The 23,232-nt window shown below is 67.5% G+C and carries 25 protein-coding genes; 9 read left to right on the top strand and 16 right to left on the bottom strand.

Annotation, left to right across the window (positions count from 1 at the left end; translation table 11 throughout):
* Window positions 1-3 precede the first annotated feature (3 nt).
* From METFAM1_RS0116860 to METFAM1_RS0116795, 14 genes are all read right to left on the bottom strand, one after another.
* Complete coding sequence (locus METFAM1_RS0116860) at window positions 4-837, bottom strand: SIR2 family NAD-dependent protein deacylase (RefSeq protein WP_024300788.1); 834 nt, start codon at window positions 835-837, stop codon at window positions 4-6.
* A gap of 21 nt (window positions 838-858) precedes the next feature.
* Window positions 859-2,007 carry a DegT/DnrJ/EryC1/StrS family aminotransferase gene (locus METFAM1_RS0116855; RefSeq protein WP_024300787.1) on the bottom strand — a complete coding sequence of 383 codons (1,149 nt, stop codon included), beginning with the start codon at window positions 2,005-2,007 and terminating at the stop codon, window positions 859-861.
* Window positions 2,008-2,021: 14 nt separating this feature from the next.
* Complete coding sequence (locus METFAM1_RS0116850; protein WP_024300786.1) at window positions 2,022-2,285, bottom strand: hypothetical protein; 264 nt, start codon at window positions 2,283-2,285, stop codon at window positions 2,022-2,024.
* Window position 2,286: 1 nt separating this feature from the next.
* Entirely contained in the window at window positions 2,287-2,502 is a 216-nt protein-coding gene (gene nifT, locus METFAM1_RS0116845) for a putative nitrogen fixation protein NifT (protein WP_019916619.1), read from the bottom strand.
* 30 nt (window positions 2,503-2,532) lie between these two features.
* Complete coding sequence (locus tag METFAM1_RS0116840; RefSeq protein WP_019916618.1) at window positions 2,533-3,669, bottom strand: cysteine desulfurase family protein; 1,137 nt, start codon at window positions 3,667-3,669, stop codon at window positions 2,533-2,535.
* Window positions 3,666-4,037 (bottom strand): DUF3024 domain-containing protein, encoded by a 372-nt coding sequence (locus METFAM1_RS0116835; protein ID WP_019916617.1) that lies wholly within the window; start codon window positions 4,035-4,037, stop codon window positions 3,666-3,668. The genes METFAM1_RS0116840 and METFAM1_RS0116835 overlap by 4 nt, the downstream gene beginning before the upstream one ends.
* Before the next feature lie 14 nt (window positions 4,038-4,051).
* Window positions 4,052-4,321: a nitrogen fixation protein NifZ gene (locus METFAM1_RS0116830; RefSeq protein WP_019916616.1), complete on the bottom strand. Its 270-nt coding sequence runs from the start codon at window positions 4,319-4,321 to the stop codon at window positions 4,052-4,054.
* On the bottom strand, window positions 4,314-4,667 hold the full coding sequence (locus METFAM1_RS0116825; RefSeq protein ID WP_019916615.1) for a nitrogen fixation protein NifZ: 354 nt from the start codon (window positions 4,665-4,667) through the stop codon (window positions 4,314-4,316). Before METFAM1_RS0116825 ends, METFAM1_RS0116830 begins: the two co-directional genes overlap by 8 nt.
* The gene (locus METFAM1_RS0116820; RefSeq protein ID WP_232419798.1) at window positions 4,660-5,460 is read right to left on the bottom strand and encodes a 4Fe4S-binding leucine-rich repeat protein; all 801 of its coding nucleotides are present in this window, start codon (window positions 5,458-5,460) and stop codon (window positions 4,660-4,662) included. The genes METFAM1_RS0116825 and METFAM1_RS0116820 overlap by 8 nt, the downstream gene beginning before the upstream one ends.
* Window positions 5,457-6,017 carry a tetratricopeptide repeat protein gene (locus METFAM1_RS0116815; protein WP_019916613.1) on the bottom strand — a complete coding sequence of 187 codons (561 nt, stop codon included), beginning with the start codon at window positions 6,015-6,017 and terminating at the stop codon, window positions 5,457-5,459. The genes METFAM1_RS0116820 and METFAM1_RS0116815 overlap by 4 nt, the downstream gene beginning before the upstream one ends.
* 10 nt (window positions 6,018-6,027) lie before the next feature.
* A complete protein-coding gene (locus METFAM1_RS0116810) occupies window positions 6,028-6,453 on the bottom strand; it encodes a HesB/IscA family protein (protein ID WP_019916612.1) in 426 nt (141 codons plus the stop codon).
* A 7-nt stretch (window positions 6,454-6,460) separates the two neighbouring features.
* The gene (locus tag METFAM1_RS0116805; protein WP_019916611.1) at window positions 6,461-6,670 is read right to left on the bottom strand and encodes a 4Fe-4S binding protein; all 210 of its coding nucleotides are present in this window, start codon (window positions 6,668-6,670) and stop codon (window positions 6,461-6,463) included.
* 53 nt (window positions 6,671-6,723) lie between these two features.
* On the bottom strand, window positions 6,724-8,298 hold the full coding sequence (gene nifB, locus METFAM1_RS0116800; protein WP_019916610.1) for a nitrogenase cofactor biosynthesis protein NifB: 1,575 nt from the start codon (window positions 8,296-8,298) through the stop codon (window positions 6,724-6,726).
* 166 nt (window positions 8,299-8,464) lie between these two features.
* Window positions 8,465-10,027: a flavin monoamine oxidase family protein gene (locus METFAM1_RS0116795; RefSeq protein WP_019916609.1), complete on the bottom strand. Its 1,563-nt coding sequence runs from the start codon at window positions 10,025-10,027 to the stop codon at window positions 8,465-8,467.
* Between the two features lie 290 nt (window positions 10,028-10,317).
* Here METFAM1_RS0116795 and METFAM1_RS0116790 point away from each other — a divergent pair, with 290 nt between their 5' ends.
* From METFAM1_RS0116790 to METFAM1_RS0116780, 3 genes are read left to right on the top strand one after another with little or no spacing between them, the layout of a single operon-like run.
* Window positions 10,318-11,829, top strand: a complete 1,512-nt coding sequence (locus METFAM1_RS0116790) for a protein adenylyltransferase SelO (RefSeq protein WP_019916608.1) — start codon at window positions 10,318-10,320, stop codon at window positions 11,827-11,829.
* A 31-nt stretch (window positions 11,830-11,860) separates the two neighbouring features.
* Window positions 11,861-12,295 carry an Ohr family peroxiredoxin gene (locus METFAM1_RS0116785; RefSeq protein WP_019916607.1) on the top strand — a complete coding sequence of 145 codons (435 nt, stop codon included), beginning with the start codon at window positions 11,861-11,863 and terminating at the stop codon, window positions 12,293-12,295.
* A gap of 11 nt (window positions 12,296-12,306) precedes the next feature.
* Window positions 12,307-12,549, top strand: coding sequence for a hypothetical protein (locus METFAM1_RS0116780; RefSeq protein WP_019916606.1), 243 nt, complete (start codon window positions 12,307-12,309; stop codon window positions 12,547-12,549).
* A gap of 32 nt (window positions 12,550-12,581) precedes the next feature.
* On the opposite strand, the gene nifA is transcribed toward METFAM1_RS0116780, so the two are convergent.
* Window positions 12,582-14,222, bottom strand: a complete 1,641-nt coding sequence (nifA, locus tag METFAM1_RS0116775; protein WP_019916605.1) for a nif-specific transcriptional activator NifA — start codon at window positions 14,220-14,222, stop codon at window positions 12,582-12,584.
* Window positions 14,223-14,701: 479 nt separating this feature from the next.
* Between nifA and METFAM1_RS0116770 the strand changes: the two genes are divergently transcribed.
* Window positions 14,702-15,115 (top strand): SoxR reducing system RseC family protein, encoded by a 414-nt coding sequence (locus METFAM1_RS0116770; RefSeq protein WP_019916604.1) that lies wholly within the window; start codon window positions 14,702-14,704, stop codon window positions 15,113-15,115.
* Between the two features lie 9 nt (window positions 15,116-15,124).
* Here METFAM1_RS0116770 and leuA read toward each other — a convergent pair whose 3' ends face one another.
* Complete coding sequence (leuA, locus tag METFAM1_RS0116765) at window positions 15,125-16,831, bottom strand: 2-isopropylmalate synthase (RefSeq protein ID WP_081627211.1); 1,707 nt, start codon at window positions 16,829-16,831, stop codon at window positions 15,125-15,127.
* A gap of 468 nt (window positions 16,832-17,299) precedes the next feature.
* Between leuA and METFAM1_RS0116755 the strand changes: the two genes are divergently transcribed.
* From METFAM1_RS0116755 to METFAM1_RS0116735, 5 genes are all read left to right on the top strand, one after another.
* A complete protein-coding gene (locus METFAM1_RS0116755; RefSeq protein ID WP_019916601.1) occupies window positions 17,300-19,075 on the top strand; it encodes a glutamine--tRNA ligase/YqeY domain fusion protein in 1,776 nt (591 codons plus the stop codon).
* Window positions 19,076-19,298: 223 nt separating this feature from the next.
* Window positions 19,299-19,880, top strand: a complete 582-nt coding sequence (locus METFAM1_RS0116750; RefSeq protein ID WP_019916600.1) for a PEP-CTERM sorting domain-containing protein — start codon at window positions 19,299-19,301, stop codon at window positions 19,878-19,880.
* A gap of 37 nt (window positions 19,881-19,917) precedes the next feature.
* Complete coding sequence (locus METFAM1_RS0116745; protein WP_019916599.1) at window positions 19,918-20,475, top strand: flavin reductase family protein; 558 nt, start codon at window positions 19,918-19,920, stop codon at window positions 20,473-20,475.
* Window positions 20,476-20,539: 64 nt separating this feature from the next.
* The gene (locus METFAM1_RS0116740) at window positions 20,540-21,562 is read left to right on the top strand and encodes a S1 family peptidase (protein ID WP_024300784.1); all 1,023 of its coding nucleotides are present in this window, start codon (window positions 20,540-20,542) and stop codon (window positions 21,560-21,562) included.
* Window positions 21,563-21,668: 106 nt separating this feature from the next.
* Window positions 21,669-23,204, top strand: coding sequence for a ShlB/FhaC/HecB family hemolysin secretion/activation protein (locus METFAM1_RS0116735; RefSeq protein WP_019916597.1), 1,536 nt, complete (start codon window positions 21,669-21,671; stop codon window positions 23,202-23,204).
* Window positions 23,205-23,232 lie beyond the last annotated feature (28 nt).

The following is a 23,232-nucleotide window of genomic DNA, read 5'->3' as shown; positions in this document are numbered from 1 at the left end:
CGCTCAGGCCGCCTGCGCCGACACGGCGGCGAGGCTGTCCAGCGGCAGCGCGATGCGGGTGATGTTCTGCTCGGCCAGGAACTTCGCTTCCATCCGCGTCGGCTCGTCCGGCAGCAGCGCCCAGTGACGGTCGCTCGAGCGCTTCATGATCTGGCGCGCGAACGAACGGGTGAGCTGGTCGTTGAAGCGGCAGCCGAGGAAGAGGAAGCTGCGGCCGCTGCGCAGCGCCTGCACTTCCTGCGGAATCGGCGTCTGGATGTCGATTTCGGTCAGCACCTCGACATAGTCGGAATCCGATACCAGGTAGTTGCCAGCCGGGCTGGTCGAGCCGATCGGCTTGTACAGCAGCGTTGCCCAGTCGGGCGCGCGGTCGGGTAGCGGATTGCCGTCGCGGTCGTACCAGCCGGTCCAGCTGCCGAAGTGTTCCGACTGCGACAGGCCCTGCACCTCGCCCCACTTGACGCCGGCCTCGTGCAGCGCGGTCGACATCGCCTCGTCGTACCAGGTGTCGACGATGAGCGGCAGATTCAGGCTGGCCAGCCAGGCATGCAGCGGCGAGGCGGAGGGTGCTGCCGCGAAGGCGTTGTTCATCAGGTCAACCACCGTCTTGCGGTGCTTGAAGTTCTCGATGAACTGCGCCGCCTGGGTCAGCCGGCCGCGTATCTTGTGCGGCACCGACACCTTGGCGGTGAGCAGCGCGACCAGCGCCTCGGGCGTACCGGGCACCGCGTACTGCGGCACCAGCGACAGCATGCCGGGGCCCAGATAGGGCACGACGCGGCCGGCGCGCAGCCCTGCTTCGATCTCGGCCGGCAATTGGGTCAGGGGGGATGTCATGACTCGTCCTCGTAACGCGGTTCAGTAGATGGCGGCGCCAGCGCCGACGTTGGTGGCGGCGTCCTTCAGCGTCTTCACCACGAAGCGCACTTCGTCCTGCTCGATGAAGCCGTGGAAGGGCAAGGCCAGCGAGCGGTCGGCGATGCGGTCGGTGTTGGCGAGCTGGCCGCGCTTGTAGCCGTAGCTCTGGTAATGGAACTGCTGGTGCAGCGGCCGGCTGTAGGCGGCCGCCTCGATCGCCTCGGTGTCGAGATCCTCGATCAGCTGCGCGCGCGCGCTGGCGGTGAAGCGCTTGCCCAGATGCACGACGTAGAGCATCCAGTGCACCTCATCGACGTCCTGCGCCAGATAGGGCGGCTTGATGCCCTCGAAGGTCTGCATCTGCTCGTGGTACCAGACCTCGACCTGCTTGCGCCGCGCGTGGATTTCGTCGATGCGCTCGGCCTGGGCGATGCCGATGGCCGCGGTGACGTCGCTCATGTTGGCCGAGAAGGGCACGCGGCTGCCGACCGACACCGAATTGCGGTCGCTCAGCCCGTGCGCGCGCAGGTAGCGCAGTTCGCTGGCCAGGCGCGCGTCGTCGGTCAGCACCATGCCGCCCTCGCCGCAGTTCAGCGCCAGCGGTTGCGAGAAGTCGAAGATGGACAGGTCGCCGAAGGTGCCGACCAGCTCGCCGAGGTAGCGCGAGCCAATGGCTTCGGTCGAATCCTCGATCAGCGCCAGCCCGTGCGCGTCGGCGATGTCGCGCAGCGGCTTCCAGGCGGCCGGATGACCGTTGCAGTTGTTGCCGATGATGGCGCGCGTGTTCGGCGTGATGCGCGTCAGCACCGATTCCGGCGCCACCGCACCGGACCAGTAGTCGATGTCGGCCAGCACCGGCGTCGCGCCCGCATGCACGATGGCGTGCGCGATGTGGTGCCAGCTGTAGGCGCTGGCGATCACTTCGTCACCGGGGCCGATGCCGAGCGCGCGCAGCGCCATCCAGGCACCCGCCATGCCGCTCGACACGGCCACCGCGTAGCGGCGCCCGTGCAGGTCGGCGAACACCGACTCGAAGGCTTCCACCATCGGGCCGCCCGACAGCCGGCCGGAACGCATCACCTGCTCCACCAGCTGTGCTTCGCGTTCGCCGACGTCGGCGAGTGAAAGCGGTATCCAGTCGCTGTCCATGTTCATCTCCCGGTTCAGGTGTGCTGGGTCAGCACGATGCCGTGCGCTGCCAGCGGGTCGGGCGTGACCGACCAGCAATGTCCGTCGCTGTGCATCAGGAACAGATCGCGGTCGCCGATGCGCAGCGCCGGCGTCTCGCCACGCATGTCGAAGGCATCGACCGCCGAGGCGCGCACGCCGGGCAGAGCGAGGCGCACGCCGGCGATGGCCTCGCCCAGCGTCGGCGCCGCCAGCGCGATGCGGGCGATCTCGCCCAACTGATCTGCACTCAGCGCCACGTCACTCGCGTCCGCCGGTCAGGCGGGCCTCCACCGTGATCGGCAGCCGGGTGTCGGCGGCCATCTCGGGCAGGTCCAGCGTCCACCCGTTGGCGAGCGTGATCTGGCCGCCCCACATGTCCGGGCGCTCCATCTGCACGATGGGTTCTTCCAGGTCCTTCTTCGGCACGTAGAGCGACAGTTCGCCCTTGCTGCTCTTGCGGATCATGACTTTCATGGCGGACTTCCTCGTGGTGACGTGTCGAGTTCAGGCCGCGGCAGCGGCCGTTTCGGATTGCAGACTGCGCAGTACATGGACGGCACGGGCGAGGTGTTCGCCGTCGGTGTCGCGACCGAGCGACAGGCGGATCGCCTCGCGTGCGAGCGTCGGCGGCACGCCCATCGCGGCCAGCACGTGCGACGGCTCGCTGCCGCCGGACGAACAGGCCGCCCCCGACGCAGCGAGGATGCCTTCGCGCTCCAGCCGGCCCAGAAGTCGGTCGGCCGACTGGCCGGCGACGGCGATGAACAGCGTGTTGGGCAGGCGCGGCGCGCCTTCGCCGAACACCGTCAGGCCGGTCAGCGTTTCGCGCAGCGCGTCTTCGAGCGCGTCGCGCAGCGCACCCAGGCGCAGCGCTTCGGCCTGCATCGAGGCGCGCGCATGAGACGCCGCGACGGCAAAGCCGGCGATGCCCGGCATGTTCTCGGTACCGCCGCGGCGCCCGCGCTCCTGCTGGCCCGGCAGCAGCGCCGGCCAGGTCAGGCCCTTGCGTGCGATCAGTGCGCCGCAGCCCTTCGGGCCGCCGAACTTGTGGGCGGACATCGACATCAGGTCGACGCCCCAGCCGGCGAAATCCAGCGGCAGGCGGCCGGCCTGCTGGGTGGCGTCGACATGCAGCGGCACGCCGGCCGCGCGCGCGGCGGCGGCGACCTCGACCACCGGCTGCAGCACGCCGGTCTCGTTATTGGCCGCCATCACCGACAGCAGCGCGGCCGGGCGTTCGAGCGCGGCGTGCAGTGCGTCGAGGCGCAGCACACCGCGCCCATCCACCGGCAACAGTTCGACCTCGACACCGAAGTCGCGCATGCGTTGTGCCGCCTTCAGAAAGCCGGCGTGCTCGACCGCCGACAGCAGCACCCGCGGCGGCACGCCGGGACGCGACAGCGCGCCGGCAAGCACCTGGTTGTTCGCCTCGGTGGCGCCGCTGGTGAACACCACTTCGGCCGGCTGCGCGCCGGCCAGCGCCGCCACCTCTGCACGGGCGGCCGCCAGCGCCGACTTCGCGCGCTGACCGAAGCCGTGCTTGGACGAAGGATTGCCCCAGTCATCGCGCAGGCACGCGGTCACCGCCTCGATCACCTCGGGCAGCGGCGGTGTGGTCGCGTTGTGGTCGAGGTAGATCATGGCCAGAACACCCGGTGCGGGTCGTGCACGATCAGGTCGAGCAGGCGATCGAGGCTGTTCGAGCGCGAGTGCTGCACCCAGCCGCCCAGCAGGTGGTCGCAGGCATAGAGCACCCAGCTCGCGTCCTCGTGGCGGATGCGCGCGATGTCTATCGTTCCGCCCTCCGGATCGACATTGCGCGAACAGCAGGGGCTGGTGATGATCCAGCCGTCGTCGGTGTCGTGCAGCGCCGGATGCACGTAGCGATAGCGCTCGCGGGCAGCCAGCGCGCGCAGCACGCGCCGGCGCAGCAGTTCGGTCTCGGCCACGACCACGCTGCCGACGGGCGCCGGCGCGTTGCGGAGCGGGCTCAGGGCATGGACGTTCATCGCGCGCGCACCGGTCAGACCGGTGCGATCTCCTCTTCGAGCACGCCGATCACGCAGGGGCGCGGCGCGCCATCGACGCCGCTCGGACCGTCGGCGAACTCGACCATATAGATCGGAATGTTGGCTTCTTCGTGGTGGCCGATCTGCACCACCTCGCCGGCCGCACCCTCCGCCACCAGCAGGGCGTCGACCGGCACCTCGGGATGGGAGCCGTCGTTGTACAGATCGATCAGCGCCGCAACGCGCTGACCCCAGCGGAACTTCGGTTCGCGCAATTCAAACACCGTCGCCTCCCACCTTGATGGCTGCCAGTTGATGGACGCGCTCGCCCAGCACCTCGACCACGTGCGGCGGCAGGTTGTCGAGCGACACCAGTTCGCGCCCGCGCATGCCGACCCGGTGGCCGGTGCCGAGGAATTCGACGGCGTAGATGTAGTACTGCTGCAGGAAGGTGCCGATCGAGGTGACGAAGCCGACGTCACCCTTCTTCGCCAGCACCTCGCCGATGTCCTTGCCGCAGTAGGTGCCGTCGTTGCGTATCGTGTAGCGGCTCACCACGCGCTCGCCGTACTTGAATACCGGCGGCGCGGTCAGTTCGACGGTATCGCTGTCGCGACTGATGTCACCCATGTCGATCTCCTTGTTCCCGATCCAGTTCGTTCAGGCGCGCGCACGCTTCGGCGCGCACATCCGCTTCCTCGTCGCCCGCCGACATCTGCAGCGCGAGCGCCCGGCCTGCACGTCCGGCCACGATCCAGCGCACCTCCCACGCGGGGTCGTGCGCCATGCGGTAGAGCTGGGCCGTCGGCAACCGCTGCGCCACGTCCTTGCGTATCGATATCTCCGGGTCGTCGCACATGCGCAGCAGTGCCGGCATGTCCAGCCGCCGCACCGCCTCCAGCCTGACTTCGGGATCGCTGTCGTCGAGCATGCGCGGCAGCAGTGCTGCGGGCAGGCGCTGCGCCACCAGCTTGCGCACGTAGTAGTCCTCGTCGCCGGCCATGGCGAGCAGTTCGCGCCCTTCAAGCCGCATGGCGACGCGGATGCGCACCTCGCGGTGCGGGTCGTCGCGCAACTTCACCACCTGCGTGAGCGGCAGCCGCACCGCCACCGACAGGCGCACCGTCTCGTCCTCGTCGTCGATCAGCGACTGCAGGCGGAACACGTCGGCGCGGCGACAGGCGATGGCGCGCACTTCGAAATAGGGGTGGTGCAGGAAGGTGTCGCTGAGGTCCGGGTTCCAGCGGAAGAAGCGGTCGATGCGCTTGGCGTAGCGGTCCTGCACGCAGGCGTGTCCGCGTTCGCAGCGCGCAGCCAGCGACGGCGCGTCGCACTGAGAACAGTCCAGTTCCTCGCCGCTCCAGGCCAGCGGCGGGATATCGTCCGACGGGTCGTGGGAGGCCTGCGGCAAGGTGCTCATCATGGCGTGACCCCGACCGGTTCCGCGATGTCCGGACAGTCCTCGTAGCCGAGGTCGTCGCGTCCCATGCGCGCGAGCACGTCGCCGATCACCCGGTGACCGACCTTGTCCTCGGGATCCATCACCGCCAGCCTCGCCAGTGCGGCGCGCCCGACGTCGAGTTCGCCCAGGCGTGCGCTCAGATAGGCGTAGCCCTTGAGCGAAAACAGCCAGAAGCGGGGCATCGGCTCCAGCGCGCGAAAGCGCGCATCGGCCTCGACCCGCCGCCAGTCCGCCGACAGGCCGAGCGCCGCCGCCGCACAGGCGATGGCGCGCTCGCCAACGTCGCGCGCGGCACGCAGCCGGTTGCCGTAGAAATGAAAGCGGTAGAGCGCGATCAGCGTCGCAGGGTGCGACGGTGCGAGCGCGTGCGCCTCGTCGAGCAGGGCCTGCGCCTCGGCCACGCGGTTGCGGATCAGGCCGGCGCGCGCAATCAGCGCCTCGGCCTCGGGTGGGAGGCCGCGACCGAGCACGGCGAGGCCGGGGTCGGCCATATCGTCGTGGGCATCGATCGCCTGCATGGCCGCCTCCTCAACCGCGACGGATGGCGTCCAGGCCGACCGTCGCGACGCCGGGCATCGCGTGGCCATGGCCGTGTCCATGCGCGTGCTGCTGCACGCCCGGCGCGCCGGCGGGTGCGCTGCTGCTGCATGCGCACGGTGCCTGGTTCGGGTTGATGAAGGTGAGCCCGCTCTTGGTCGGCGTGTCGGCGAAATCGACCGTCACGCCTTCGAGCAGCAGTCGCGATTCGGCCGGCAGGAACAGCCGTACGCCGGAGGCCTCGACCACCGAGTCGCCGCTCTGTGGCGCCGCCACGACCGAGAACTCGGAGTTCAGGCCGGAGCAGCCGCCGGCGCTGACCAGCAGGCGGAAGCCGGCACCTTCCGGTTCGCCGGAGAAGCGCACCATGCGCTGGATGAATTTCGCCGCAGCCGGCGTCAGGGTCAGTTGGGTCATGTTGTCCTCAGGCAGCCTGGGTCTGGAGTGGGAGGATGCAGTCGTCGATCGGGCACACCGCGACGCACTGCGGGGTGTCGTAATCGCCTTCGCATTCGGTGCATTTGTCGGGATCGATGACAAACAGGTTCTTGAGCTCGCTGATCGCCTCGTTCGGGCATTCCGGCTCACAGGCCGAACAGCCCGTACAGAGGTTGGCAATGATCTTCAGTGACATGGTTCTCTCCTTTCGCTCGGACCGCGGCGCTCGCCGCGGTCCATCCGGAAACGTCAGGCGGCGGCGGTGAAGGCGCCCTGGCGGATCGACGCGTCGCCGCGCTCGGCGTGCGCGATCTCGCCGCGGGCGACCCGCCCGGTGTAGTCGGCGAACCACGACAGCGCGGCCTTCTCGATGAACTCGTCGGCATAGGCATCGACCGGCTCGATGCCCGCGCCTTTCAGCTCGTCGCGCGGGCAGGCGCCGATCTTCGACACCAGCACGGCGTGGCAGTCGTTGATCGCATTGACGATGGAGGGCAGCTGTTCGTCCTCGCCATAGCCGCCCTGGCAATACAGGTCGACCCGACGGTGACCGACGAACAGCGCTTCGCCCGCCGACACCTCGAAGATCTGGAATTCGTCGGCGTGACCGAAGTGCTGGTTTACCCGGCCGCCGCCCGTCGTGGCGACGGCGACCAGCACCTTGATGTCCTTCGCCGCGTCGTTGCCTTCGGTCGCCGCCAGCGCTTCGACCTTGGCGGCGTGCTGGGCCTGACGCTCGGCCTCGACGCGCTCCTGGTAGGTGCGGCGGCGGTCGAGGTCATAGACCACTTCCATCTCTTCGATCTTGTCGAGCGTGAATTCCTCGCTGCGGTCCTCGCCCAGCAGGCCGACCGCGTCAGCGCGGCACTGGCGGCAGTGGCGCATCAGGTTGGCGCCCCCCATGCAGGCGTCCTGGACCGCCTTCAGCTCCTGCGCCGTGGGGCCGCGCTGGCCGGTCAGGCCGAATACGGTGCCGTGCTCGGCTTCGGAAATGAGCGGCATGATGTTGTGCAGGAATGCGCCGCGCGCCTTGACCGCCTTGTTCACCTCGATCATGTGCGCGTCGTTGATGCCCGGGATGAGCACCGAATTGATCTTGGTGAGTACGCCACGGGCCGTCAGCATCTCAAGACCCTTCATCTGCTGTTCGTGCAGGATGCGCGAGGCCTCGACGCCGGTGATGCGCTTGTGGTCCCAGAAGATCCACGGATAGATCTTGGCGCCGATCTCCGGGTCGACCATGTTGATCGTGATGGTCACGTGGTCGATGTTGTACTTGCAGATCTCGTCGACCAGATCGGGCAGCGCCAGACCGTTGGTGGACAGACAGAGCTTGATGTCGGGTGCCTGCTCCTGGAGCATGCGGAAGGTGTCGAAGGTCTTCTTCGGGTTGGCCAGCGAGTCGCCGGGACCGGCCACGCCGAGCACCGTCATCTGCGGGATTTCGCTGGCCACCGCGACCACCTTCTTGACCGCCTGTTCCGGCGTCAGCTTCTGCGACACGACGCCCGGGCGCGACTCGTTCGAACAGTCGTACTTGCGGTTGCAGTAGTTGCACTGGATGTTGCAGGCCGGCGCCACCGCGACGTGCATGCGGGCGTAGTGGTGATGGGCCTCTTCCGAATAACAGGGGTGGTTCTTCACCTTCTCCCACACGTGGGCCGGCATGTCGTCGGGACCGGCGGAGGTACCGCAACTGGCCTTGCCTTCGCCGCCGGAGGTGCCACAGCCGACGTGAGCCGGCGCTTCCGCCGGGGTGGCCAGCACGTTGTGGCTGGACTTCAGGTCAGCCAGGCTGACATAGCTCGCTGCTGCACTTTCCATGACCTACTCCTTGTTCTGCTGACGCGCGATGTGGGCTGGCAAACGAGGGATAGCCATTTCCGTGCCAAAGTGATTTCGTCATTCGATTCATTGACTTGGCGCAATCCGGGCAGGATTCGTCCGGTGGTCGGAAACCTACGCTTGCGACAAAGCACACAAAGCGGCGTCAGCCACGCACCGGCATGCGGTCGATCAGCATCTGGTTCAGCGACTGGGCGAAGGCGCGCCAGGCCAGCGCAAGATCGACACGGATGCGCGCGACGTAATCGGGCGACGGCGCGTGTTCGTCCGGAAAGTTGGAAAGTGCACAGGACGTGCGGTTGTGCTGCAGCGCCTCGCCGACCAGCCAGTCGCTGAAGCCGGAAAAGGGTGCCAGCAGCGATGGCGTCAGCGCGCAGCGGCCGCGCTCGATGGCGACGCCGCTCAGATCGAAGTCCAGCGCATCGATGCGGCGCAGCGCCTCGGCATACACGTGGTCGATCACCGCACACAGCACGGCGTGCGTCATGTCGATGCTGCGCTGTGCGCTCAGTGCGCGCACCACGCTCTGCCGGTAAAGCTCTCCGGCCTGATTGCGCTGCGCGCCCACCCAGTCGACGAAGTCGGCGACGCTGCTGTCGTTGGCCGACGACGGCGGCAAGGCGAGCGGCACCGCGATCAGCCGGTTGGCGACGCGCGCCGCGGCGTCCAGCGCGCCTTCGAGATAGCCGGCACCGCGCGCGGCCGTCTCGCTGCCGGCCAGGTGCAGGCGGCCGGACCAGTATGGCGCTGCAAGCAGCGACACGTCGTCTTCCGGATGTCCGCCGGGCGCGGCCAGGTCAAGCGCGCTGCAGGTCAGCGGCTCGCTTGCCCAGTCGCGCAGATGCAGTTCACCCGCCTCCACCGCCGGGCCGAAAAGCTGCGCGAACTGGCTGCGCACCATCAGTTCGAGCGCCGGTGCGCTGGCCGTACGCAGCGCCGGCGACAGTGCGACAAAGCCGCCCAGCGCGGCTGCTTCGCCGGCGGCGTCGCAGGCATCGAACACCTCGCCGAGCACGGCCTGCGGATGCGACACGAAGGCGTTGCCGGACAAGCCGCCGCGACGCCAGTGCGCGCTGTCAGAGCGAACGAAGGCCTTGGCCTGCGCCGCCATCCAGGTCGGCTGGTCCTGCATGGCCTGCACCAGCGATGCGTCGAGCGCCGGCTCGAACACGATCTGTTCCGCCGCGATCCGCGGCGGCAGCGCTAGCACGACGCTGCGCGCGGCGATGACGAAGGACTCGCCGCCGCCACTGCAATGCACCTCGACGCGGTCGCTGCGCGCGACCAGCCGGCGGACCGTGCAGCCGGTACGCAGGCGGTCGTGCGACAGCCGGCGCAGCAACGCACCGGTCAGCGCCGCCATGCCGCCCACCAGTCGCCGCGCGCCATTGTGTATCGCCTCGCTGCCCAGCGTTTCCGGATCGTCGTCGGGCTGCCGCAGATGCAGCACGACGCCTTCGTCATGCTGGGGAAAGGTTTCCAGCCCCAGATCCGCGATCAGCCGGACCATGCGCGGCTGCGACTGCGGCCAGTACCAGCCGGGGCCGAGGTCGAGGGCGGCGGCACCCGCCGCGGCAGGCACCGTGTCCACACGGCCACCGGCGCGCTCCCGGGCCTCGACCAGCAGCACGCTGCGCCCAGCCGCTTCCAGGCGGCGAGCGATTTCCAGACCACAGAGACCGGCGCCTACGATGAGGGTGTCGAGCATGGGGCGCTCCTTTCGGCTTCAGATCGGTTCATCGGATGGGTGGCGCTGTTCAGCAAACATCGAGCCACCGGCGATCTCGCCCACGCCGCCCCGGCCTCGCCGCTGCCGGCACGACATCCACGTCGCGTTTGTCGCAGATGCAACAGCGTGTCGGCCGACAACCGGCGTGCTGCGAGACCTCCGGCGCATGCGCGCGCACCGCTGGCGGCCGGGCGACGACGGCCGACGGCGGCGCGGGCCGCTGCTTGCCCGATTCTTGCTGCGCACTTCCGCAACCGCGGAACGCCACCATGAATGCACCTTTGCCCACGCCACCGCTGTCGGCGCTCGAATCGCTGCGCCTGAGCAACAGCTACGCCCGGCTGCCGGCCGCCTTCCACACGCGGCTGCCTCCCGCGCCGCTGCCGGCGCCGCATCTGATCGCGGTCAGCGAAGACGCCGCGTCGCTGATCGGACTCGATCCGCAGGAGGCCGCGCGCGCGGAGTTCGTCGAACTGTTCGCGGGCAACCGTCTGCCGCCGGGCGCCGAGCCGCTGGCGGCGGTCTATTCCGGCCATCAGTTCGGCAGCTGGTCGGGCCAGCTGGGCGACGGCCGGGCTCATCTGCTGGGCGAGGTCGATACGCCGCACGGCCCGCTTGAACTGCAGCTGAAAGGCGCCGGCCCGACGCCCTACTCGCGCTTTTCCGATGGGCGCGCCGTGCTGCGTTCGTCGATCCGCGAATTCCTCTGTTCCGAGGCGATGGCCGCGCTCGGTGTGCCGACCACACGCGCGCTGTGCGTGATCGGCTCGCCGCTGCCGGTGCAGCGCGAAAGTACGGAGAGCGCCGCCGTCGTCACGCGCATCGCGCCCAGCTTCGTGCGCTTCGGCACCTTCGAGCACTTCAACGCCGCCGACGACGTTCAACATTTGCGCTTGCTGGCCGACTACGTGATCGACCGCTTCCGCCCGCAGCTGCGCGACAGCGCTCGTCCCCATGCCGCACTGCTGGCCGACGTCGCGCAGCGCACCGGCAAACTGGTGGCGCGCTGGCAGGCGATCGGCTTCATGCACGGCGTGATGAACACCGACAACATGTCGGCGCTTGGGCTGACGCTGGATTACGGACCGTTTGCCTTCATGGATGACTTCGATGCCGGCCGCATCTGCAATCACTCGGACACTTTCGGCCGCTACGCCTTCCGCGCCCAGCCGCGCATCGCGCAGTGGAACCTCTACGCGCTGGCCGATGCACTCGGCCCGCTGATCGGCCACCCCGATCTCACGCGCGCGCTGGTCGACGAGCACTTCCAGCCGGCTTTCGACAGCCGCTTCGCTGCGCTGATGCGACAGCGCCTCGGCTTCGCCGTCGCACAACCGGGCGACGACGACTTCATCGGCGCGACGCTGGGACTGCTGCAGCTGCAGCGCGTCGATTACACCCGCTTCTTCCGCGCGCTGAGCGAGCTGCCGGGGCGCGTCGCGCGCGAGCAGCGCGGCAGCAGCGACGCGCCGTTGCGTGACCTGTTCGCCGACCGCGAGGCATGCGACGCCTGGCTGCTCGGCTGGCGCGCCCGGCTGGCCGGCGAAGGTAGCGTCGATGCACAGCGCCAGCCGGCCATGCGCGCGGCCAACCCCTGCTACGTGCTGCGCAACTGGATGGCCGAGTCGGCGATCCGGCGCGCCCGCGACGGCGATTTCGGCGAGGTGCGGGCGCTGCTCGACTGCCTGCGCCACCCCTTCGACGAACGTCCGCAGTACGCGCACTACAGCGCGCCGCCGCCCGAGTGGGCGGACGGACTGACCGTCAGCTGTTCGAGCTGAACACTTCGATCACCACTCACCGGGAGCTGTCATGGACCTCATCTACAAAACCCGCGTCTTCAGCCAGGGCGGCCGCAACGGCCGCGTGCAGAGCGAAGATGGCCTGCTGAAACTGGACCTCGCCGCGCCCGCCGAAATGGGCGGCAAGAAGGCGGGCGTCAATCCGGAACAGCTGTTCGCCGCCGCTTACGCCGCCTGTTTCGAAAACTCGGTGCGCCACATCGTGCGTGCCGACCGACTGCCGGTGAAGGGCTGCATGGTCGAAGCCGAGGTGTCGCTGTTCAAGAACTTTGAAGAGGCCTACCGCATGGCCATCCGTTTCACCGCCGTGCTGCATGGCATCGACCAGCCGACCGCCGATTCGCTGGTGGAGCGCGCGCTCAAGGTGTGCCCCTACACCGACGCGACCAAGAACAACGTGAGCGTCAGCGCCGCGGCGGTGCTCGAAGATCCGGCGCTGGCGTGAAGGGATCGGTCATGACGTCGGAAACCGGATACTTCATCGACTGGAACGGCAACGCACGCAGCGTGCAGGACGCCGGCGGCAATTTCACGGTCGAGGTCGACATGCCGTCGAAGTACGTGGCGCTCTACTCGAAGAGCGGCACGCTGATGCACGAGGCGACCTTCTACCGGACGCTGGAGGACATCGCGAAAAAGGGCATCACCGCCGAACTGGTGCCCGGCTCACACCCGTGGGGCATGCGCAACGAATGGTGATCAGGCTGCGCGGAAAATGCCCCGCAGCCCCGTCAGAAGCGCCGCACCTCGATGTCGTACTTCTTCAGCGCATAACCCATCTGCCGCGGCGTGATGTTGAGCAGGCGGGCGGCTTTGGCCTGCACCCAGCCGCACTGTTCCATCGCCCACACGAGACGGTCGCGCTCGCCGTCGGGCTTGTCATCGGACGGCGCCGGGCGCGAAACCGGCGCCGCGTCGCCCGGCGGGCTACAGGACTCCACCTCGGCCGCGGCGGAGTCCACCGCCGGCGACACAGCGTCGTCCTTCTTCACGAAGTGCAGCACCTGCGTCAGGCAACGATTGGCCGAACAGGGGAAATCGGACGCCTCGATCGCGTCGTGGTGGGCCATCGTCGCGGTGCGCTCGATGCAGTTCTCCAGTTCGCGCACATTGCCCGGCCAGTAGCAATGCATCATCACCGCCTGCCCGCCCTGGGTGAGCTTCATGTTGCGGTCGTTCTCGCGGTTGAAGCGCTCGAGGAAATGCTGCGTCAGTGCCGGAATGTCCTCGCGCCGCTCGCGCAGCGCCGGCAGGAAAATGCTCACCACATTGATGCGGAAGTACAGGTCGGCGCGGAAGGTGCCCGCCGCCACCATCTTTTCGAGGTTGCGGTTGGTCGCGCAGATCAGCCGCACATCGACCTTGATCGGCTTGCTGCCGCCGACGCGCTCGAACTCGCGTTCCTGCAGCACGCGCAGCAGCTTGGTCTGGAAAGCCGGCGAAATGTCGCCGATCTCGTCGAGGAAGAGCGTGCCGCCGTCGGCCAGTTCGAAACGGCCCTTGCGTTCGCCGGTGGCGCCGGTGAAGGAGCCCTTCTCGTGGCCGAACAATTCCGATTCGAGCAGTGACTCGGACAGCGCCGCGCAATTGAGTTTGATGAAGGGGCCGGACTTGCGCGTCGACAGTTCGTGGATGGCGCGGGCGATCACTTCCTTGCCGGTGCCGCTCTCGCCGCGCAGCAGTACGGTGGACCGCGACGGCGCAACCTGGTGCGCCTCGGCGAACACCTCCTGCATGCGCGGCGAGGCACCGACCACGTTGTCCAGCTTGAAACGGCCGCGCGGGGCGTCGCGCCGTGCCTGCTTGGCCTGATGCAGCAGACGTTCGTGCTCGTCGGTCACCACGCGCTGCAGCGCCACCGACTGCCCCATCAAGTTGGCGGCCATCGACAGCACGCGCACGTCGCTGCCGAAGCCGCCGCGGCGCGATACCACGCGGTCGGCACACAGCACGCCCAGCATGTCGGCACCGGCGCGGATCGGCACGCCGATGAAAGCGATGGTTTCGTCACCGGCGTCGTCGAGCGCGCCGGTGCGGTTCAGGAACAGCGGTTCGACCGAAATGTCCGGCACCACGACCGGCGAGCCGGAGGCGAACACGCGGCCGATGATGCCCTCGCCCGACCGGTAGCGCCCGCTCGACCACTCCTTGACCGACAGGCCGACCGCCGCGGCCAGGCTGAGCGCCTCACCGTCGTCCTCGACCAGCGCGATCATCATGCGTCTGAAGTCGAGGTAGTGCGACAGCACGTTCAGTGCTTCGCGCAGGGTCTTCGTTACGTCCAGCGACGAGCTGAGTATCTTGCTCAGCTCGTACACGGTCACCAGTTCAACATTCGCGCGCGCATTCGTTTCGATGCCGTTCGCAGTCATGACAGCCCCCGATTGCTTCCCGAGGCGATTCCGGTCGTGCCGTTACGCCCTTCCTTTCAGTGGCCCCTGCGTCTTTTCTTATTGTCGGGGATCGGCCGGCAGTGCTGCCGGCCACGGCGGAAATCCGCATGCGCTTCTCCACGCCTTGCAGCATCAAGCAAGGCGCGTACCCAGTGTCACAAAGCGGTCAATCGCAGGACGCCCGCGTAACGGCGCGCAGGAAAGCCGTTTGCGGGCAGGCACTTGGAAACGGAACTGGCGACGCACCGACGGGCGTGTCCGCTTTGGTGCAAGACGTCACAAAACGGTGCCGCGACAGCGCTTGTCGGAGTTGTCGCAAACAGCACAGGACGGCTCCCGCGCCGCGGCAGCGATCAACCGCGGCAAAGGCGCACCGGAGCGGCGTCGACGGCGGCAAGTGGATCGCTACCCGGCGGCTGGCACGAGGATTGCGAGACAGCCGGCGGGAGGGAAGAGACATGACGGTCAGGGATACCCGGGTGGTGCAGGTCGACGGCACCCGCGTCACCGTCGGCGTCGACAGCGCGCCGGCCTGCAGCGGCTGCCGCTCGCAAACCGTCTGTGGCAGCGCGCCGAACACCCTGCACCAGTTCGAACTGCCCTCTGCGCAGGCCGCTTCACTGCGGCCCGGCGATCTGGTTGCGCTCGGCATCGACGACGACGCGCCGCTGCGCGCCGTGATGCTGGCCTATCTGCCGCCGCTGGCCGGCCTGCTCGCCGGCATCGGCGCCGGCAGTGTGGCCGGCCTGCCGGAGGTCGCCGTGCTCGCCTGCGGCGGCAGCGGCCTCTGCTTCGGTGCGGTCATCGCCCGCCTGCTCGCCGGCCACTGGCGGGAGAGCTGGCGGCCGACGGTCTGCAACGGCGTCGAGTGAAGCCCGCGTTCAAGCCAGCGCCGGCGGTCTGATCGACGCGAGAAAGTCCCGCCGCGCTGCCGGATCGAGCTTGGCGCAGGCGCGGTTAAGCCCGCTCAGGATGGCCAGCACCGACGCCGTCACGATATTCCGGTGCATGCCGGCGCCGAAGGTGCTGCCGGGCAGCCCGTCAATGACGAATTCGGCAAAAGCCACCGCCGCCGCGTCTGCGCCGTGGCCGATCGCGCGTTCCTCGTAGTCGTGCAGGCGGGCCGGCACCTTGAGCGCGTCGATCACGGCAGCGATCGGGCCATTGCCGCGGCCCGACAGCGTGCGTTCGACGCCCTCGGCCTTCACCACCAGTTCGATGCCCTGCTCGTCGCCGATCTCGCTCAGATGATGGGTGACATACTCGAACGGAAGCGCTGGTTCGAAGTACTGCTGCGCGAACAGCTTCCAGATGTCGGCCGCGCGCACTTCCTGCCCGCTGGCGTCGGTGAGCTGCTGCACCGCGGTGCTGAACTCGACCTGGAGGCGACGCGGCAAGGTGACGCCGTATTCGCTTTCGAGCAGGAAGGCCACACCGCCCTTGCCCGACTGGCTGTTCACGCGAATGATCGAATCATAGGTGCGGCCGACGTCGGCCGGGTCGACCGGCAGATAGGGCACCTCCCAGATCGCGTCCGGCCGCTGCGCGGCAAGGCCCTTGCGGATCGCGTCCTGATGCGAGCCGGAAAAGGCGGTGAACACGAGGTCACCGGCGTACGGATGGCGGGCGTGCACCGGAATCTGCGTGCACTGTTCGACCGTGCGTGCGATGTCGTTGATGCGCGAGAAATCAAGTCCCGGATCGACACCCTGGGTGTAGAGGTTGAGCGCCAGCGTCACGAGATCGACGTTGCCGGTGCGCTCGCCGTGGCCGAACAGGCAGCCTTCGATACGGTCGGCGCCGGCCATCACCGCCAGTTCGGCCGCCGCCACCGCGGTGCCGCGGTCATTGTGCGGATGCACGCTGAGGATGACCGATGCGCGGTTGCCCAGATTGCGGTGCATCCACTCGATCTGGTCGGCGTAGTGGTTGGGCGTGGCGATCTCCACCGTCGCCGGCAGGTTGAGGATGACCGGCCGCTCGGGCGTACCGCCCCAGGCCTCGACCACCGCGTCACACACGTCTTTCGCGAAATCGAGTTCGGTCGCGGTGAAGGTTTCCGGGCTGTACTGGAAGGTCCACTCGGTTTCCGGCTGCGCGTCGGTGAGGCGCTTGATGAGCAGGGTGCTGTCGACCGCAAGCTGCTTCACCTCGTCGCGGCTCATGTCAAACACGACGCGGCGGAAGGTGGGCGAGGTCGCGTTATAGACATGCACGATGGCGCGCTTCGCGCCGCGCAAGGATTCGATGGTGCGTTCGATCAGGTGCGGTCGCGCCTGCGTCAGCACTTCGATGGTCACGTCGTCCGGGATGTGGCCGCCTTCGATCAGCGTACGCACGAAGCTGAAGTCGGTGTCCGACGCCGACGGAAAGGCGACCTCGATCTGCTTGAAGCCGATGTCCACCAGCATCTTGAACATGCGCATCTTGCGTTCGCCGTTCATCGGCTCGAACAGGGCCTGGTTGCCATCGCGCAGATCGGTGGACATCCAGACCGGCGCGCGCGTGATGGTTGTCGACGGCCACTGGCGATCGGCGAGCGCGATCGGGGTGACGGGACGGTACTTCGTATTCGGCTGCTTCAACATGATGTGCTCCGGCAAATGGGAAGGATGCGTGGCCGGAATGCAGGGCTGTCAGGCGGCCACGGGTTTCCTGGCCTGACAACCGCTGCGCAGTCGCAGCATCGGGAAGGTTTGAAACAGCTCGAACATGATGGGAACGCTCCGGGAAAACGGAATTCACCTCCCGGTCCATCGACCGGAGGCAGGCACTGCACGACAGGAGGGGGAGTTTTATGTGCGCGCGGGGCGCAGCAGCAGACCCGACGCGAGCAGCGTCGAGGAGAGGAACAGCAGTTGGGTCTGGTGCGAGAGCATGGGCTCGACCATAGGCAAGCCGTGAAAAGCTGTCAACCCTGAATTTCGCCGGCAAGCGGCTAGAATTGTGTTCTTTCGCCAGACCGCGGTCTGGCCCAAGCATGAAGCGGGCATCCTGCCGGCTGCCGCTCATGCCCTGGCAACGACACTCATCCTCAGGTTTCTCTGCTGCCCACCATGTCCGAACGCAACGCTACCGCACCGGCTTCAAATTTCCTGCGCGCCGTCATCGAGAAGGATCTGGCCAATGGCACCTACGCCAGCCGCCGCTGGGCGCGCAGCCCGGGCGACGCCGCGCATCACGCCGCCGGCGAGCCCGACCCAGCGAAGATCCGCACCCGCTTCCCGCCGGAGCCGAACGGCTATCTGCACGTCGGTCACGCCAAGTCGATCTGCCTGAACTTCGGCCTGGCGCGCGATTACGGTGGCGTTTGCCACATGCGCTTCGACGACACCAATCCGGAAAAGGAAAGCGTCGAATACGTCGAATCGATCAAGGACGCGGTGCAGTGGCTGGGCTTCGGCTGGGACGCCTTCGGTGCGTCGCAGCTCTACTTCGCCAGCGACTATTTCGACTTCATGTACCGCGCGGCGGAATACCTGATCACCGCCGGCCACGCCTACATCGACCAGCAGACGCCGGACGAGATGCGCGCCAACCGTGGCACGCTGACCGAGCCGGGCAAGGATTCACCGTGGCGCAATCGTCCGGCCGACGAATCGCTGGCGCTGTTCCGCGAAATGCGCGACGGCAAGCACGCTGACGGCGCCATGGTGTTGCGCGCGAAGATCGACATGGCCAGCCCCAATATCAACATGCGCGACCCGGCCATCTACCGGATCAAGCACGCGCATCACCACAACACCGGCGACACATGGTGCATCTACCCGATGTACACCTACGCCCACCCGCTGGAAGACGCGGTCGAAGGCATCACCCATTCGATCTGCACGCTGGAATTCGAGGATCAGCGGCCGTTCTATGACTGGGTGCTGGAACGTCTGGCCGAAGGCGGCCTGCTGGCTCATCCGCTGCCCAAGCAGTACGAGTTCGCACGGCTCAACCTGACCTATGTCGTCACCAGCAAGCGCAAGCTGATGCAGCTGGTGACGGAGAAACACGTCAGCGGCTGGGACGACCCGCGCATGCCCACCATCGTCGGCCTGCGCCGCCGCGGCTACACGCCGGAGGCGCTGCAGCTGTTCGCCGAGCGCATCGGCGTGTCCAAAGCCGATTCGTGGATCGACTATTCGACGCTGGAGGGTGCGCTGCGCGACGACCTCGACGGCCGCGCCGCCCGTGCGATGGCGGTGCTCGATCCGCTCAAGCTCAAGCTCACCAACTGGGATGCACTGTTCGCCGGCAAGGAGGCCGAGCCCTGCTCCGCGCCGGTGCATCCGCACCACCCGGAACGCGGCACACGCAGCTTCAACCTCACACGCGAAGTGTGGATAGAGCGCGAAGACTTCATGGAAGAAGCGCCCAAGGGCTACCACCGCCTGTTCCCGGGCAACAAGGCGCGGCTCAAGTACGGCTACGTGATCGAATGCACCGGCTGCGAGAAGGACGCCGACGGCCGAATCACCGCGGTACTGGCCACGCTGGTTCCGGACACCAAGAGCGGCACGCCAGGCGCCGACAGCGTCAAGGTGAAGGGCGTCATCACCTGGGTCAGCGTGGCCGAGGGACTGGCGACCGAAGTGCGGCTGTACGACCGGCTGTTCACCGAGGCGCACCCGGACGCCGGCGGCCGCGACTTCCTCACCGTGATGAATCCGGATTCGGTGAAATCGGTACAGGCCTTCGTCGAACCCGGCCTGGCCACCGCCGCGGCCGACGACAAGTTCCAGTTCGAACGTCACGGCTACTTCGTCGCCGACCGCGTCGATTCGGTCGAAGGCCGCCCGGTGTTCAACCGGGCCGTCACATTGAAAGACAGCTGGAGTCGTTGAGGTCGGGGCAACCCGGCGGCGGCACCCGGCGCAGCGTCGGTTTTTTTTACATCCGGCTCGACCCGCCCAAGGACCGGATCGGCTGCAAGGCAGGCTGCGCCCCGATGCGTGCCGATGCAGCGATGCAGGCACACGGCTTGCTAACAGTTTTTGACATTTATGAATCCGTCGGCCGGTCCGGCTTGCGACGGGTGACGACAACCTTCGTGCAGGGAGTGTCCCGATGAAATCGATACGCAGCCTCTTCGCCGCAACGCTGTTTGCCACCGCCCTGCCGGCGCTCGCCGTGATCCCCAACGTGACCGACCAGGAGTCGTCAGAGCGCAACAACCTGATAGCAACCTTCGGCCAGAGCGGACTGGCGCAGTCCTTCAAGCAGATGGCAGACAACGTGTCCGGCGCCGGGATCTACCTCCTCCTCGCCAGCCCGGAGGAGTCGGCGAACGTGACCATCGAACTGTGGAGCAAGCTGCCGAACCAGGGCGGCAGCCTGCTGGCCGGCGGCTCGGCACTCGGTCTTGGTCCGGGCTGGGTGGACGTGTTCTGGACGCCCGTAACAGTTACGCCGGGGGACACCTACTTCCTGGTCTTCTCCGGCCCGTCCGCATTGGGTCTGGCGGGCAGCACGCTGAACCCCTACCCGAAAGGACAGACATTCGCGACCTCGGGCTATGCAGGCTTCCCCAACTTTGACTACACCTTCCGCACTTTCGCTGCGGCCGTACCCGAACCCTCGACCTGGGCTTCGATGGTGGGTGGTCTCGGCTTGCTCGCGCTGCTTGCAGCGGCCCGCCGCCGCGCCTGATCCTTCCGGGGAGCGCGCCGCAGCGCTCCCTTGTTAAATGTCGATCCAGGACGTCCCCCTCCCGCAGGCTTACCGGCTGCTCAACCACGGTCCTACCGTGCTGGTGAGCAGCGCAGCCGGCGCGCGCCGCAACGTGATGGCGGCGGCCTGGTGCATGCCGCTCGATTTCGACCCACCCAAGATCGTCGTCGTGATCGACAAATCGACCTTCACGCGCGAACTGATCAGCGCCTCGGGAGAATTCGCGATCAACGTTCCGCCTCGCGCGCTGCTCGACGCCACCGTCGCAGCTGGCAGCGACAGCGGCCGCGACACAGACAAGTTCGCGGCTCTGGGCCTCGTCACTTTCGCGGCGACACAGATCGCCGCGCCGCTGGTCGCCGGCTGCGTCGCCTGGCTCGAATGCAAGGTCGTGCCGGAAGCCCACAACCAGGACCGCTACGATCTGTTCATCGGCGAGGTGGTGGCGGCGCGCGCGGACGGTCGGGTGTTCCGCAACGGGCGCTGGCATTTCGACGACGACGCGCTGCGCACGCTGCATCACGTCGCTGGCGGCGCCTTCTTCACGACCGGTGGGGCGGTCGGCGGCAGCTGAACTTTCGCGCCTGTAGCGCGCTCCCAAGACGGCTGTTCACACAACCCCGTCGATGGAGCCCGCCATGCGCCGCCTGCTCGCCTCCTCCTGCTGTCTGCTGGCCCTGAACGCCCACGCCGGCGGTTCGGCCAGCGAATTCGGATCCGCCTTCTATACCGGCCTGTCGATCAGCGTGGTGCAGGTGCGCGTTGCCAATGAGGCAGGCAAGGGTTTCTTCGGTTCGGGGGTGGTGGTCGCAGAGAACGAGGTGATCACCAACTGTCACGTCACGCGTCAGGGCGTGCGCATCGAGGTTGCCAAGGGCGCGCTGGTATTTCCGGTGTTCGGCCAGAAAGTGGATATGGCCAACGACCTCTGTCTGCTGCGTACCGGGCCAATGCCACTGCGCACCGTCGCGCTGCGCGACGCAGCATCGGTTCGGCCGGGTGAAAAATCGTTCTACTACGGCTACTCGGGAGGGATAGAAGCCTTCTTTGCGCCGGGGCGGGTCGCGACGCTGCATCCGCACGACGGCAGTGCGGTGTTCGAAACGTCCAGCGGTTTCGCGCTCGGTGGCAGTGGCGGCGGGCTGTTCGACGCTGACGGTCGCCTGATCGGCATCACCACCTTCCTCGCCTCCGGCCACTCGGGTGGCTACTTCGCGATGCCGGCCGACCTGATCCACCGGCTGCGCAAGCAACCCGAATCCGACATCGCGCCGATCTCGGGTCTGGCGCTGTGGGAAAAGCCGGACGCGGAACAGCCCTGGTTCCTGCGGGTGGCGCGCCTCGGTGCGCTGTCGCGGTGGCAGTCCGCCGCCGATCTGGCGCTGGAATGGACGCGCGCAGAACCGGACAACGCCGATGCCTGGCATCAGGCCGGCGTCGCGCTGCTGCGCGACCAGCGGCCAGTCGAGGCAAACGAGGCGCTGCAGCGCGCCCGCATGCTGTTGCCGGACCACCCGGACGTGCTCTTCCATCAGGCACTGGCGCTGGCGCGAAGCGGCTCGACCGAGGCCGCCCGCGAAGCGCGGGACCGGCTGGCCCTCGCGGACGCCGAGCTGCTGGGCAAACTGGATCAGGCCTTAGACTGTTCGGCCTACTGCTAAAGACATACAAACGCACTAAACTCCGTCGGATACAAGAACTTGAAGATCGACGGGGTCATCGGTGTCGCCCAGACTTTCCCTGCTGCTCTGCATCTGTGCAGTCCAGTTGTCGTTCGCCGACGCGCGCGCGGAGGAGAGTGCCGACGGCCCTCGCTTCGAGGTGCGCGCCTACTCGCTGGCCGGCGGAACGGTTTTCCGGCCGGGGGAAATCGACGCCATGCTGTCGCCCTACACCGGCGCCGAAGTGGGTTTCGGGCAGCTCGAAGCGGCGCGCGCCGCACTGCAGGCCGCCTACCACCAGCGCGGCTTCGGCGCCGCCCAGGTCAGCATTCCGGAACAGGAACTGAGTGGCGGCACCGTCGTGCTGGAGGTGCTGGAGCCGAAGCTGACCGAAATCACGCTGCAGGGCGCCAAACACCACGACGAAGAAAACATCCGCGCCAGCCTGCCCGCTCTGGCAGACGGTCGCATGCCGAACACGACCGACGTGGCGCGCCAGCTGTCGCTGGCCAACGAGAATTCGTCAAAGCAGACCGATGTGACCTTCAAGTCCGGCCGCAAGCCGGGCGAGATCGCGGCGACGATTTCGGTGGCGGACGACAAACCGCTGCGCCGCTTCGTCACGGTCGACAACAGCGGCACGCCATCGACCGGCACCCACCGCGTCGCCATCGGGCTGCAGCACGCCAATCTGTTCAACCGCGACCACGTCGCGACCTTCCAGTACACGACTTCGATAGAGAGGCCGTCCGAAGTGACCATCTTCGGCCTCGGCTATCGCATTCCGCTGTATAGCAGTGGCAATTCGATCGACCTTGTCGCCGGTTACTCGAGCGTGAATTCGGGCCAGGTACAGGTGCTGAACTCAACGGCGAGCGTGTCCGGCGCTGGCCGCATCTTTTCCGCCCGCTACAACTGGCACCTGCCGCGCGATGGCGAACTGACGCAGCGCGTCAGCCTCGCAGCCGACTGGCGCGATTTCGACAGCAGTTTTGTCCTGGAGAACGTGCCGGGCAGTCTGGTCCCGCGAGTGATCACCCATCCGGTCAGCCTGTCGTGGAGCGGCAACTGGCGCAACGACCTGCGCGAAGCGGGTCTGAACGTCAGCTATGCACGCAACCTGCCCGGCGGCGAACACGGCCGCGACAGCGATTTCGCCGCCTCACGCGGCGGCGCCAACGCGCGCTTCGCGGTGATCCGGGCCGGTGCCTCATGGCTGCAGTTGCTGTCCAGGGACTGGCGCGTGCGCCTGCAGGCACAGGCGCAGTACACCAACGACGAACTGGTTTCGGGCGAACAATTCGGTATCGGCGGCGCCGATTCGGTGCGCGGCCTGCGCGAGCGCGTGCTCGCCGACGACCGCGGCTGGCGTGTCAGTGCGGATCTCGATACGCCGGCCTGGGTGCACGACACCTGGGTGATGCGCGGCGTGCTGTTCGCCGACACCGCCCACCTCTATCGCGTACGGCCGCTGACCGGCGAAGAGGCCAGTCAGGCAGTTTTTTCGGCAGGCGTGGGTCTGCGCGTCAACTTTTCCACGTGGCTATCTGGGCGGATCGACTACGCTCAACTTATTGACGGAGCAGGAAGATACGACTCCGGAAGTCACCGCGTGCACGCAACGTTCAGCCTGAACTTCTGACCGCCTGAAGGCCACCTCCCGGTGGCGC

The sequence above is a fragment of the Methyloversatilis discipulorum genome (assembly GCF_000527135.1).
GTDB classification, from domain to species: Bacteria; Pseudomonadota; Gammaproteobacteria; order Burkholderiales; family Rhodocyclaceae; genus Methyloversatilis; species Methyloversatilis discipulorum.
Note: the sequence above shows the minus strand (reverse complement) of the source record. Positions and strands in the feature narration are given on the sequence as shown.

What these genes read in the sequence shown, in the direction of transcription:
- METFAM1_RS0116780 (WP_019916606.1), top strand. Translation starts at nt 12,307, where the DNA reads ATGACGTCGGAAACCGGATACTTCATCGACTGGAACGGCAACGCACGC.
- METFAM1_RS0116840 (WP_019916618.1), bottom strand. Translation starts at nt 3,669, where the DNA reads ATGATCTACCTCGACCACAACGCGACCACACCGCCGCTGCCCGAGGTG.
- METFAM1_RS0116795 (WP_019916609.1), bottom strand. Translation starts at nt 10,027, where the DNA reads ATGCTCGACACCCTCATCGTAGGCGCCGGTCTCTGTGGTCTGGAAATC.
- METFAM1_RS0116790 (WP_019916608.1), top strand. Translation starts at nt 10,318, where the DNA reads ATGAATGCACCTTTGCCCACGCCACCGCTGTCGGCGCTCGAATCGCTG.
- METFAM1_RS0116860 (WP_024300788.1), bottom strand. Translation starts at nt 837, where the DNA reads ATGACATCCCCCCTGACCCAATTGCCGGCCGAGATCGAAGCAGGGCTG.
- METFAM1_RS0116805 (WP_019916611.1), bottom strand. Translation starts at nt 6,670, where the DNA reads ATGTCACTGAAGATCATTGCCAACCTCTGTACGGGCTGTTCGGCCTGT.
- leuA (WP_081627211.1), bottom strand. Translation starts at nt 16,831, where the DNA reads ATGTTGAAGCAGCCGAATACGAAGTACCGTCCCGTCACCCCGATCGCG.
- METFAM1_RS0116820 (WP_232419798.1), bottom strand. Translation starts at nt 5,460, where the DNA reads ATGATGAGCACCTTGCCGCAGGCCTCCCACGACCCGTCGGACGATATC.
- METFAM1_RS0116745 (WP_019916599.1), top strand. Translation starts at nt 19,918, where the DNA reads ATGTCGATCCAGGACGTCCCCCTCCCGCAGGCTTACCGGCTGCTCAAC.
- METFAM1_RS0116825 (WP_019916615.1), bottom strand. Translation starts at nt 4,667, where the DNA reads ATGGGTGACATCAGTCGCGACAGCGATACCGTCGAACTGACCGCGCCG.
- METFAM1_RS0116815 (WP_019916613.1), bottom strand. Translation starts at nt 6,017, where the DNA reads ATGCAGGCGATCGATGCCCACGACGATATGGCCGACCCCGGCCTCGCC.
- METFAM1_RS0116785 (WP_019916607.1), top strand. Translation starts at nt 11,861, where the DNA reads ATGGACCTCATCTACAAAACCCGCGTCTTCAGCCAGGGCGGCCGCAAC.
- METFAM1_RS0116740 (WP_024300784.1), top strand. Translation starts at nt 20,540, where the DNA reads ATGCGCCGCCTGCTCGCCTCCTCCTGCTGTCTGCTGGCCCTGAACGCC.
- METFAM1_RS0116810 (WP_019916612.1), bottom strand. Translation starts at nt 6,453, where the DNA reads ATGACCCAACTGACCCTGACGCCGGCTGCGGCGAAATTCATCCAGCGC.
- METFAM1_RS0116750 (WP_019916600.1), top strand. Translation starts at nt 19,299, where the DNA reads ATGAAATCGATACGCAGCCTCTTCGCCGCAACGCTGTTTGCCACCGCC.
- METFAM1_RS0116855 (WP_024300787.1), bottom strand. Translation starts at nt 2,007, where the DNA reads ATGGACAGCGACTGGATACCGCTTTCACTCGCCGACGTCGGCGAACGC.
- METFAM1_RS0116770 (WP_019916604.1), top strand. Translation starts at nt 14,702, where the DNA reads ATGACGGTCAGGGATACCCGGGTGGTGCAGGTCGACGGCACCCGCGTC.
- nifT (WP_019916619.1), bottom strand. Translation starts at nt 2,502, where the DNA reads ATGAAAGTCATGATCCGCAAGAGCAGCAAGGGCGAACTGTCGCTCTAC.
- nifB (WP_019916610.1), bottom strand. Translation starts at nt 8,298, where the DNA reads ATGGAAAGTGCAGCAGCGAGCTATGTCAGCCTGGCTGACCTGAAGTCC.
- METFAM1_RS0116835 (WP_019916617.1), bottom strand. Translation starts at nt 4,037, where the DNA reads ATGAACGTCCATGCCCTGAGCCCGCTCCGCAACGCGCCGGCGCCCGTC.
- METFAM1_RS0116755 (WP_019916601.1), top strand. Translation starts at nt 17,300, where the DNA reads ATGTCCGAACGCAACGCTACCGCACCGGCTTCAAATTTCCTGCGCGCC.
- nifA (WP_019916605.1), bottom strand. Translation starts at nt 14,222, where the DNA reads ATGACTGCGAACGGCATCGAAACGAATGCGCGCGCGAATGTTGAACTG.